Origin of the sequence: Clostridium tyrobutyricum DSM 2637 = ATCC 25755 = JCM 11008, assembly GCF_000359585.1 — a bacterium.
GTDB lineage: Bacteria > Bacillota > Clostridia > Clostridiales > Clostridiaceae > Clostridium_B > Clostridium_B tyrobutyricum.
Map to the genome: position 1 here is coordinate 40,322 of NZ_APMH01000019.1, position 11,595 is coordinate 51,916.

At 28.8% G+C, this 11,595-nt stretch carries 14 protein-coding genes; 3 read left to right on the forward strand and 11 right to left on the reverse strand.

Going from position 1 to position 11,595, the window contains the following annotated elements; genetic code table 11:
- The first annotated feature begins 121 nt into the window (after window positions 1–121).
- Window positions 122–457 carry a helix-turn-helix domain-containing protein gene (locus J418_RS0109145; RefSeq protein WP_017895417.1) on the forward strand — a complete coding sequence of 112 codons (336 nt, stop codon included), beginning with the start codon at window positions 122–124 and terminating at the stop codon, window positions 455–457.
- A 47-nt stretch (window positions 458–504) separates the two neighbouring features.
- Here the strand turns inward: J418_RS0109145 and J418_RS0109150 are convergent, their stop codons facing one another.
- A complete protein-coding gene (locus J418_RS0109150) occupies window positions 505–1,182 on the reverse strand; it encodes an RsiV family protein (RefSeq protein ID WP_017750532.1) in 678 nt (225 codons plus the stop codon).
- Window positions 1,183–1,353: 171 nt separating this feature from the next.
- Between J418_RS0109150 and J418_RS0109155 the strand changes: the two genes are divergently transcribed.
- The gene (locus J418_RS0109155) at window positions 1,354–2,064 is read left to right on the forward strand and encodes a LysE family translocator (RefSeq protein WP_017895418.1); all 711 of its coding nucleotides are present in this window, start codon (window positions 1,354–1,356) and stop codon (window positions 2,062–2,064) included.
- Here the strand turns inward: J418_RS0109155 and J418_RS0109160 are convergent.
- Window positions 2,041–2,307, reverse strand: a complete 267-nt coding sequence (locus J418_RS0109160; RefSeq protein WP_017750534.1) for a hypothetical protein — start codon at window positions 2,305–2,307, stop codon at window positions 2,041–2,043. The genes J418_RS0109155 and J418_RS0109160 overlap by 24 nt on opposite strands.
- A gap of 198 nt (window positions 2,308–2,505) precedes the next feature.
- On the opposite strand from J418_RS0109160, the gene J418_RS0109165 reads away from it, so the two are divergent.
- Entirely contained in the window at window positions 2,506–2,844 is a 339-nt protein-coding gene (locus tag J418_RS0109165) for a rhodanese-like domain-containing protein (RefSeq protein WP_017750535.1), read from the forward strand.
- Window position 2,845: 1 nt separating this feature from the next.
- Here J418_RS0109165 and J418_RS0109170 read toward each other — a convergent pair whose 3' ends face one another.
- Genes J418_RS0109170 through J418_RS0109210 form a run of 9 tightly spaced genes read right to left on the reverse strand, consistent with a single transcriptional unit; the run spans window position 2,846 to window position 11,593 of the window.
- Entirely contained in the window at window positions 2,846–4,720 is a 1,875-nt protein-coding gene (locus J418_RS0109170) for a sigma-54 interaction domain-containing protein (RefSeq protein WP_017895419.1), read from the reverse strand.
- A 50-nt stretch (window positions 4,721–4,770) separates the two neighbouring features.
- Window positions 4,771–5,388, reverse strand: a complete 618-nt coding sequence (locus J418_RS0109175) for a histidine phosphatase family protein (protein WP_017895420.1) — start codon at window positions 5,386–5,388, stop codon at window positions 4,771–4,773.
- Window positions 5,381–6,487: a DVU_1551 family NTP transferase gene (locus tag J418_RS0109180; RefSeq protein ID WP_017895421.1), complete on the reverse strand. Its 1,107-nt coding sequence runs from the start codon at window positions 6,485–6,487 to the stop codon at window positions 5,381–5,383. Before J418_RS0109180 ends, J418_RS0109175 begins: the two co-directional genes overlap by 8 nt.
- Window positions 6,474–7,532 (reverse strand): XdhC family aldehyde oxidoreductase maturation factor, encoded by a 1,059-nt coding sequence (locus J418_RS0109185; protein ID WP_017895422.1) that lies wholly within the window; start codon window positions 7,530–7,532, stop codon window positions 6,474–6,476. Before J418_RS0109185 ends, J418_RS0109180 begins: the two co-directional genes overlap by 14 nt.
- Window positions 7,529–8,848, reverse strand: a complete 1,320-nt coding sequence (locus J418_RS0109190) for a DVU_1553 family AMP-dependent CoA ligase (protein ID WP_017895423.1) — start codon at window positions 8,846–8,848, stop codon at window positions 7,529–7,531. The genes J418_RS0109185 and J418_RS0109190 overlap by 4 nt, the downstream gene beginning before the upstream one ends.
- Window positions 8,829–10,205: a radical SAM (seleno)protein TrsS gene (trsS, locus tag J418_RS0109195; RefSeq protein ID WP_017895424.1), complete on the reverse strand. Its 1,377-nt coding sequence runs from the start codon at window positions 10,203–10,205 to the stop codon at window positions 8,829–8,831. The genes J418_RS0109190 and trsS overlap by 20 nt, the downstream gene beginning before the upstream one ends.
- A gap of 2 nt (window positions 10,206–10,207) precedes the next feature.
- Window positions 10,208–10,660 carry a DVU_1555 family C-GCAxxG-C-C protein gene (locus tag J418_RS0109200; RefSeq protein WP_017750542.1) on the reverse strand — a complete coding sequence of 151 codons (453 nt, stop codon included), beginning with the start codon at window positions 10,658–10,660 and terminating at the stop codon, window positions 10,208–10,210.
- A gap of 1 nt (window position 10,661) precedes the next feature.
- Window positions 10,662–11,387 (reverse strand): DVU_1556 family methyltransferase, encoded by a 726-nt coding sequence (trsM, locus tag J418_RS0109205; protein ID WP_017895425.1) that lies wholly within the window; start codon window positions 11,385–11,387, stop codon window positions 10,662–10,664.
- Window positions 11,387–11,593 carry a DVU_1557 family redox protein gene (locus tag J418_RS0109210; RefSeq protein ID WP_017750544.1) on the reverse strand — a complete coding sequence of 69 codons (207 nt, stop codon included), beginning with the start codon at window positions 11,591–11,593 and terminating at the stop codon, window positions 11,387–11,389. The genes trsM and J418_RS0109210 overlap by 1 nt, the downstream gene beginning before the upstream one ends.
- Between the last annotated feature and the right edge of the window lie 2 nt (window positions 11,594–11,595).

The following is an 11,595-nucleotide window of genomic DNA, read 5'->3' on the forward strand; positions in this document are numbered from 1 at the left end:
TTTAAAAATGTCATATTATATACAGTATACACAACCTTTAATATAATTACAAGTGTATTTTACACTTATAGTTTGTTATATCCTTTGTCAAAAATTGCTAAAGTCAAATTGGGTGATGCATATGAAAACAGATTATAAAAAATTAGGAAAACGAATTAAAACAATACGTAAAGAAAGGGCCCTTACTCAGGAAAAGCTGGCAGAAATGACCGGCCTTTCTAACAACTACATAAGTAACATTGAGACAAATAGATCTATACCAAGCATTGATACTCTATTGAAAATTTGTAATTCGCTTGGTGTAACCCCCGATTTCATATTATTGGATTCAATTTATACTTCTAAAAAATATTTAAAAGATGAAATTGCTGTAAAGCTCAATAAATGTAGTGAAAAAAATATACATCTTATCGCAAAATTTTGCGACTTGTTGATAGAAGAACAAACTAACGAATAAAAAAACTATCCCAAAATAGTGTTAAATACTATTTTGGGACAAATATGTTAATATTCATTATTTAAAATTTGAGCTATTGGTCCAACAGGACTAATTATATTTTTAATTTTCTCGTATGGAATTTCTATTTTAAATAACCCATGAACATAAGGCGTATAATCATATACTTGATAGTAAATAACCAGACTAGTAGGAGTCAAATAATATTCTTGATCTGGAGTTATACCATTATACTCATTAATTAAAGTAATATTATTTTGTTCTATATATTGTTTTGCAAGTTCATTTAAAACCGCTGTATAATTTACTTTAGAATTAAACAAATCGCTGAAACTATATACTCTTCCGTTTTCTATATTGACAGTTATAGAAGAATATTTAGTATATCCATGTGCAGCTCTATTTACATAAATATACATACTAAACAATATACTTAGTATACCACTTTCATTTAAAGTTACTTCGTAGTCTCCAAGAATCTGATTAAAATCCACAACACCGTCTACAAGTGCTTGACTTTTAAAAAGTTCCCCCACTTCATTTATAATAGCATTATTTATATTAGATATATTTTCCTTGTTCTTTGTATTATCTACAACAGGATAGGATATTTTAAATTTATCCGGTTCAAGTATCTGTTCCTCTAATTTAATGCCCTCCTTTAGATTTTCGCTCCTATATTTCATATTATTTTTAAAATTGTCAGGATAACTAAAATAAATCATTTTAAGTTCCTTCTCCGCTCTTAATACACTAACATACTATTCTACAAAGCCGTTTATTGTGATTATATTATTATAATTTTAACACATACTGTTGAATATAAATTATATTTAAGATAAAATATCCATGTACTTAATAAGTATAATTCATTAATATTAAAGGCAGGAATTTTTATGTTCATAAATTTATTTAGAGGAATACTTATAGGTTTAATAGTAGGCATGCCCATTGGTCCAATTGGAGCCATATGTCTTAAGAATACTATTACTTTTGGTAGAAAATATGGTTTAATCTGTGGATTTGGTTCGGCATTTGCCGACAGCATTTATGCATTTTTAGTTTCATTTGGACTTATGATAATAACAAAATTTATATTTTTATATCAGTCATACTTTCATATAATAGGTGGAATTATACTTATTTGCTTCGGTATATATATATCATTAAAGGCAAATTCCAATGTTAAAAATGAATCTATTTCAAATAGTAATTCTTTATTTAAGGGATTTATATCAACATTTTTGCTGGCACTGTCAAATCCAGCTACTATTTTTTCGTTTATAGCTATATTTACAGCACTTCATCTAGTAAATATAAGTGCAGATATCAATAGCAAAATTATTTTAATAATTGGTGTATTTATAGGAAGCATGCTGTGGTGGTTTATATTGATTTTTACAACATTCAAATTCAATAACAAACTCAATGTAAAAAGTACATCTATTGTAGACAATATTTTAAGTTTCATAGTTATACTTTCAGGAATAATAATATTTTTAGGTGCTTTTAAATTCTTTCACTTAAGAAATTTTCCTGTTTTACATGCAAAATTATTTCAATTTTTCTTTAAAATCAAAACTTTAATGTATCGTTGCTCTTATTAGCTTTTCCTGTGCTTTTAAAGATTTTTCAGTTAACTCATTTATTTTATTATGTAATTCCATTCTATTGGAGTCATTCAAATAAATGTTTTCTAACGTTTTAGTTATTTTAGAAGTTGCATTACATAAATCATTAAGCATATCTTCATTTTTACGCCAATCCGAAGATATTGCTTTTGCTTCATTGATCTTATTTTCTAATTTTTTTATTAAATAATCTTCTATATTTATAGATTTATTATTCATTTTATCATCACCCTGATTTATATTTTCTACATAATAACCTAATTTCCTTCAATTTTAATACTATTTTTTATTTAATTTTAAAATATATACATATAGTATAAAACTATATTATCTAAAACAACAAATGTCTTTACTAAATAGAAGTTTTTAAGTTATAATAAATATATTAAACTTTTTATGGAGAAGAGGTTCTATACAATGCATAATGCAAATCTACCATATGAAAAACATTCTATGAAAATAACTCAAGATGATTTGAAGAAAATTCTTGAAAGTGAAAATTCTCCTATTTTTATTGATCTCAGAACTCCTACAGAATTTTCCCAAGGTCATATTATGAAAAGCAAAAATATACCTATTGAAGTTTTTAAGGAAGTTATAATTAAAATGAATTTAGATTTAAAATCACCAATTATACTATATTGTCGTACTGGTAGAAAATCAGGTATAGCTGCGAATATATTATATGAGCTTGGTTTTAAAAAGATCTATAATTTTGGTGGTATAAATAACTGGAATTATGCTTTAGAAAAATGAATTATATCTTTATGTTATATTTTTTTATCTTATTATATAAAGTATTTCTCCTTATTCCAAGTGCTTTTGCAGAATGTGTAATATTATTATTAAATATTTTAAGTGTTTTAACAATATGTTCCTTTTCTACGTACTCGAGACTTAAATATTTTTTCTTAATATTTAATATATTATTATTTTCATCTATTTTTTGTTTTCCAAAATATTCCAATGGTATTGAATTCGTATTTACTAACAAATTAACTAAATTTTCCAGTTCTCTTACATTGCCCGGCCACTTATAATTCATCATTTTTTTCAAATATTTTTCAGGTATTTCTATATTCTTTTTGTCTGATTTTTTACTTATCTTATTGATAAAGTATTTTATAATAGGAAGTATATCGGATTTTCTTTCTCTCAATGGCGGTAAATAAATAGGAAGTACATTTAGTCTATAGTAGAGATCCTTTCTAAATCTACCCAATTCCACTTCTATTTTTAGATCTCTATTAGTAACTGCAATAATTCTTACATCTACAGACATAGGTTTTGAGCCGCCTATTCTGGTTATAATTCCTTCCTGTACAACTCTTAGTAGTTTTGTTTGCATATCAAGAGGCATTTCTCCTATTTCATCCAGCATTATAGTTCCTCCATTGGCTAATTCGAATTTTCCAGGATTACCTCCTTTTTTTGCCCCTGTAAACGATCCATCTTCATATCCAAAAAGTTCTGATTCTATAAGTTGTTTTGGAATAGCACCACAATTTAGTGCTACAAAAGGGCCATCTACTCTATTACTATAGTTATGAATTGATTGTGCAAACAGTTCCTTTCCTGTTCCACTCTCTCCCATTATAAGTATAGTAGACTTACTATTTGCAATCTTTTTTGCGTACTCAACTACTTTTATAAAGTTTGCATCCTGTCCAACTATTTTATCAAAAGTATAGTATGCTTGTCCGCTTTTATTTTTATTTATAGTTTTTATCTTTTGAAACACATATATTATTTCAATAGTATTTTGTTTGGAGTTGTATATCGGATTGGCAGTTAGCTGAAATTGCAATTTATTACCTGAGGTTATTATATTTACCTTCCAAGAAAAGTTTTTACCTGAATATATATCATTTTTTATTTTATCCCAGTCTTTTAAAAGATATTTCATTTCTGATACTTCTAAATTCACATTATTATTTTCAAACATTTCTGAAGCTTTTTTATTATAAATACCTATTTTTCCATCTATATCGGAGGTAATTATAGCCAATGGGATTGAATTAAATACTGTTTTTTTATACTTGTTATCTGTGTCATGTTTTATACAATATGACTTTCTCTTTAATTTCTCAGATATAACATCAGAAGCTGAAATAACCATTCCAAAAGTATGAGAATTTACATTTTCATTATATCCTGTAAAATTTAGAATACCTATAATTTTATTTGTATTGTCCTTTATGGGAGAAGCATAACATGTCCATTTGTAATACTTATTTATAAAATGTTCCTTTCCACATATACAAGCCGGCTCATTGGTATTGATAACTGAACTTATTGCATTAGTTCCAATACTTTCTTCATTCATAAAAGCACCTGGTATCATTTTTATAGAAAAAGCTTGAGATAATATTTCTTTATCACCTATAGCATTTAATATACAGCCTTCCATATCTGTAAGCAATATAAAAAAGTTAAATTCTTGTACAAAACTCATGAGCTTTTCCATATATGGTACGGCACATAATATTAAATTTCTGTTGGAATTAATCCTATTCTGCAACTCCATATCACTAATAATTTTTTTGCTATAGATTTGTTCTGGTTTAATGCCAAACTTTTTACACCTTTCATGAGAAGTCTCTATATATGATTTATAACCAGCCTTTATCATAATAACCCCTTCTTTTCAACTATTAATTTAAGGCATACAATTTTTTATAGTTATTTTTCACAAAGTATCATGTTCAAATTAAACTCCTTTTTTAACCAAAAACCATTTTTATCATTCCATACCAATTCATTTATACATCCATAATTTTGCCTTATTCTAAAAATATCACTTAATGAAATTCCCAAAATATTTCCGATTATAACCCTATTTACTCCTAAATGAGCAATTATAAGTACATTTCCTGTTGTTTGTTTTATAATATTTTCAACCGCTGGAACCACTCTAGTTTGCAACTGTTTAAAACTTTCTCCGCCTTTAGGAACAAAAGTATCTATATTTTCTCCTCTTTTTTTAAACTCCTCAGTGAAAAATTTTTTTATATATTTAAAAGACTTACCTTCCCACTTTCCCAAATTTATTTCCATAAGTTCTTTTATTTTAACTCTTGGTACATTTCTATTTCCTATAATTATATCCGATGTCTGGATACATCTTTTCATAGGACTTAAATAAACTTTTTCTATATAAATACTAGAAAAAAATTTTTTTAGATTCATACTTTGTGCTATTCCTTCCATACAAAGAGGTAAGTCTGTAATTCCTATATACCTTTTTTCTCTATCCATTTTAATTTTACCGTGTCTGATCAAATAAATTTTTCTACTCATACTTGAATACCCTGCCAATTGCACACTTTAATTTTTCCATTATATCTTCAGCTGCATCAAATCTAAGATTTATTTTGTATAAAGCTTCTTGATTATCTCTATATTTATTTAGACAATACTCACGTCTCGCTTTTAAATTAATAATTTTATCTTTCTTTACAAGTTTGTCGGATAAATAAAGTATTTCACTTTCTTTAATATTTTCTTGGCTTGAAACTTTTATATTCATATGATGAGATATTATATTGCCTAATTTGGGATAGCCTAATTTTTTTAATAGTTTGCCTCCTGCTTCTGCATGATTTTTACAATTCCTAGATACATCATGAAGGAGTCCCGCTGTTTTCAAAATATTCTTGTCAAAATTGTATCCTGCATCATTTAGTGACTCACAAATATCCATTGCTACTTGTGAGACCTTGACGCTATGCTCTATTACATCTAAAGGTACATTATATAATTTTAAAATGCATAAACATTCTTCTATATTTGGAATCTGCGAATTAAAATAATCTACTAATTTACAATACTCGTCTTTAGTATCCATATCCATTAAAATGCTATTATCACACACTGCAACCATTGTAGAATCCTTCTCGAATTTAGCAAGCAATTTCTTCAATCCTCCACCTCCACTCCACTTCTTTATTATATTTTTATATTTACAATCTATTAGGGGAGGATGTCCTTTTTTTTCATTAAAAACAGGATATATAATTCCCGCATTTCCTTTTAAGTATTCGTTTTCTAATGAATTGATAGTATTTGTTTTAACAAGTGGTATGTCTACAGGAATCATAAAAAAGCCATCCACAGTATCATCTAAATCTCCCAGTGCTGTTACTATAGATGAGTACATACCCTTTGGGTAATCCCTGTTTTCCACACATTTAATCTTGCTATTTTTTAACAATTCCAATATTTCATTTCCTCGGTGTCCCACCACCACAACAATATTGTTGATACCTGAAGATGTAAAGGTATTTATAAGCAGCTCCACTGCAGTATATTTTCCAAATTTCAAAAGAGGTTTAAAGTCCCCCATTCTAGAAGAATAGCCAGCTGAAATAATTATTGCTCCAAAGTTATTCCTTTTCATTTGTAATTGATCTCCTAACCTTTATCAATTCAGCTGCAATACTTATTGCTATCTCTTCAGGAGTCTGGGCATCTATTTCAAGTCCTATTGGGCAGTGTACTCTTTGTATATCTTCAATGATATATTCTTTCTTTAAAAGAGTATTGTATACAAAATTTCTCTTGGTCTTACTACCTATCATTCCTATATATCTAGCATCAGTTTTTAGAACTTGCTCCAGAACCTCTTTATCACAAGCATGCCCTCTTGTAACTATTATAACATAACTTCTATTGTCAATTTTAACAGTGTCAAGAAGATTTTCAAAAGACTCAAGTACTACAATCTCATCTGCAATTTTGAACTTTTCTCTATTGGCAAACTCTTCCCTATCATCTAAAACAATGGTTCTGAAATCAAGCATTTTAGTTAAAGTTGCAATTTTTTGGGATATATGGCCGGCACCCATTATAAATACTTTTTCATAATTGAATACAGGTTCTATTAAATAATTACTCTCACTGTCAGTCATATATTTAAATTTAACATTTTTAAAATCTTCCCTTATATTTCTAAATACATGTTGAACCTTGTCATTTTCCTTACCATAAAATCCTGTTTCCGTACATATCCATTTATCTACTCCATTTATATATTTTGTATTTGGTCTTATTTCAGTTACCAGCACAAAGTCAGTGCCCTTTTTCTTTAATGACATTGCTTTCTTATATGTTTCAATCATGAAAGTATCACTACAGTCTATATACTCAAGAAGCAATTTTACACTTCCACCACAAACTGAGCCAAGTGCAGCAGCTCCTTCATTTGAAAAAGAAAAATCTTTAACTATGAATTCCTTGTTTTCAAAAACCTTTGAAGATAATTTTATGGAAACAGCCTCAAATATTCCACCTCCTATAGTGCCTTCAATAGAAAAATCCCTCTTTATAATCATCTTTGTACCCTGTTCTCTAGGAGCAGAGCCAGACTTTTCCAAGATAGTAGCCAACACAAAATCCTCTTGTTCATATATTAAATCCTCTATGATTTTATATATATCCTTCATAAATAAACCTTCTTTCTATTATCATATATTTTTCTCTTTAACATGCTATTTTTTATTTGTTTATCTTCTGTTGAATTTATAATTTTAAATTCTATTATATTATTCAATAACTCATCTTCTATGAAAGTTATATTTTTAATCCCTTTCAGTATTTCTAGTGACAACTTGTTAAAATCACACTGATTAAATAATGTCAAATACACATATATTTTATTGTAATCTTCAATATGCAAACTATAATTCATAACTTGTGGAAAAGATAAAATGATTTCATCTAATTGACTCATATAAATATATTTATGTGAACTTATTTCAAATCTATTGTCAATTCTACCAAGTACCTTGTTCATGGTTTTTAAAAAGCTTCCACATTTACAACAATTTTTACTAAAAGAAGCTATATCTCCAGTTTTATATCTTATAAGTGGCATTCCCTCACTTTTAAGAGTTGTAAATACTACTTCTCCCGGTTCACCATATTTTATCTCTCTTCCTGTAGTTGGATCTACAATTTCAAAATAGATATCATTTTCTCTAAGATGATATCCATTTAAAGTTTCACATTGAACTGCTCCTCCATATCCCATTTCAGTCATGCCATAATGTGTAAATACTTTAGTTTTAAATTTATCTGTCATCTCATTTACAAGAGTTTCAGGCACATAATCGGAACTAAGAAGTATTTTATCTATTCTGTCTTTAAATATACTACTTTGACTTCTGCTGAATTGAAGTAACTGTATTGGAATTCCAACTATACAATTTATATGCTTGTTTTTTATAATATCAGCCGTATCACTAGTATTCTTCATAATTCCCTGTACATAGCAGTATATATTTATTTTCTCCAGTGCTCTTTTAAGCAGATACCCGATACTTCCATAAGAATTTCCCGGAAACATCACCAATATCCTGTCACCTTCATCTACCAAGGACTTCATTCCATAACTAAAAAAGTCAACTGTCAATTCCAGATCCTTTTCTGTAAAATATATTCTTTTCTCATACCCCGTTGTACCTGAAGTTTTAAGTGTTACAACTCTTTTAATATTCTTTTGTGGTACACATAAAAATCTAAAAGGATTTTGAATTATATCTTTAGAATTAGTAAATGGTACATTTTTAAAGTCTTTAAATGAATTTATATATTCCGCTTTAATATCTTTTAGATATTCTCTATAAAATTTGCTGTTTTCTTTTACATAAGCTATTGTCTCCTTTATTTTGTGAAGTTGATATTCTTTCAACCTTTTTCTACTTTTATACTGTATTTCAGTTTTATCCATTATAAGTTTTTCAATTGTTGTGCACTTCATTTATGCTTCCCCTTCTATACATATAATTTCCATTTATATCTGTAATATTGTATAAGCAGAAAGGTATCAATTTTCCCTCTGGATTGACTACATGAATACAACAGTCCTTTACTCTCTCTAAATCTAAATTCCATATGTCTTGAAAAGCCATAGCAGATATACTAAAAGAATAGTTTTTTATTCTATAAAGTATGCTGTCCCAGGTATTTGGTCTTTTGAAATTCAACTTCTCTTTTAAATTTATTGGTTTTCTTGCCGACCAATTTCTTGATACAAACCTTTTTGCTTTTACTGCTCCCTTTACTGCTGTTTCAACTGTGCTGCAGCAGCTATTTGAATTGGTAACACTTAATATTTCATCTTTATTTATATATATATAGTTTCCATGAAAAGAACAAAGGGCATTTTCACATCCTGGAGGCTTCATACTGTTTATTTTAATTTTGCCAGAAGTTTGTTTTTCTATATTATCCATAATTTCAGGCAAAGTAATTCTATCTGAATCCTCAGGTATATGAGGAATTCTTCCAAAATAACTTACAGGCTGGAAATGTACACCTCTAACTGAAGGAAGATTATCAATTGCAAAATCTATTATTTCTCCTATATTGTCTATATTTATTCCTGGAACTAAAGTTGGCACAAGAACTACTCCTATTCCATATGTTTTACAATTTTTTATAGCTTGCAATTTGAGTTCAAGAAGTTTTCTTCCTCTCAACTCTTTGTATATAGAATCTTTAGTTCCGTCAAATTGTAAAAAAACAGAATCAAGTCCTGCCTCACCTAATCTTTTAGTAAAATCCTCTTCCAAAGCAATGCGTATTCCATTAGTATTTAACTGTATAAATTCAAATCCAATATTTCTTCCTAAAAGTACTATTTGTGGAAGATCATCTCGAAGTGTTGGTTCACCGCCTGACAGCTGTACATTACACCTTCCAGAGGATTTCATCAAGGACTCATATAGGAATTTTATCTTTTCCATAGAAGGATCTTCTCCTTTATTCAAACAAGAACTTGCAAAACAAAATCTGCATTTCAAATTACATTTCTGAGTAACTTCTATAAGGCCAGTACATGTGTTCTGTCTATGTGAACTGCACAATCCACAATCATAAGGACACCCTTTGTTCACAGTAGTATTCGGATAATTTATATATGCTCTCTTCTTATTTCTAACCCAACTATTTAAAGGTATACTTTCATCCCATATAATAGTGGTGAATTTTCCATGTTCATGGCAGTACTTCTCCATATATACTTTATTATGTTTCAGTATTTTCTTTGCAGATATTTTTTTCAAACAGCAGGGACATATACTTTCAGTTTCTGATATCAAATTTGAATTTGTCATGATTATTCCCTGTCTCCAAAGTCATATCCATTTTCATATAATATCTGCTGTATCTTTAAATAACATTCTTTTACTATGTCCCCGCACTTTACTGGATATGTTGTATTACCTTCATCATCCTTTATAATTTGAACTCCTACTAGATCTATACAATCCGTACTTTCAAATTTTTCCTCAAACCATTCCATATATTCATCCATCATTACTTTAAAATTTTCTTTACAATATTCCTCCTCACTGCCTTTTCCTCCATACATGCCCAATATTTGTATTCCGGATATAATACATCCACAAGTCTTTTGTTTAAGATTTATACCACCGCATAATCCATGGGAAGCCTTTACTAAATCTTCATTTTCTCTTTCTTCTTCTTCTAAAGCCATTATAATCATAATCTGGCTACAACAAAATCCAGATACTGCTAACTTGTATATACGAAACGATATATCATCCATATTATTTATCTCCTCTTTTAGCTATAATAATAAAATACCCTGGTTTACATCTTCTAAGCACTTCCTCAAATTGACATCCATTCACAGAGCACTCCATGGCCTTGTTCCAAAAGATTGCCATGGAACCATAAGTAAATATGGTCCTTACCATAAGTTGTTTCAACATATGGCTGCAATCTTGAAATAGTAATATATTAAAGCCTCTGTGTTCAAGCTTACTTTTCAATACTTCTAAATTATGCAATCCCCTCATACAACTGTTAACTGAAAATGAATTCATATCATCTATAAATTCAGGTCTCTTTGCATAAACATCATTTACGATAAACCATCCTTCTTTTTTTAAAACTCTAAATACTTCCGATATAACTGTATCTAAATCATCCATAAGAGAAAGCGTACACTCTGCCAATACTCCTTTGAAGCTTTCATCCTTAAAGGGTATATTTTCGCCTCTGCCATGAATTAATTTTATATTTTCATATTTGCTCATACCTGCATTTATTAATTTATCGCAAGGATCCAGTCCAATAGCTTTTATTCCATATTTTTTATAAATATAGTAAACAGTAGCACCCATTCCACTTCCTAAATCAAGCAGTGAATCCTCTTTGGAGAACTTGCAGAACTTTATCCCCTTATCTGTAAGGGAAAAATCTCCAGGTCTTAAAGTTTCTCCCGTAATATTTCTCATATGCTGACTTTCATAAGTATTGAAAGGTTTCATTATTTATCCTCCAATCCCTTTTCAACTTCCAACATTTTTCCAAGAGCTAGATCCTCATTTATAATTACCATTTTACATTGTGGGCATTGCATAAGCTCTACTTCAAATCGTCCTCCAAGATAAAGTACGCTTACCTGTTTGAGTTCCAATTTTTTATGACATCTATAGCAAATCCAGCAATCATCTTGATCTACATCAGTATTCATAT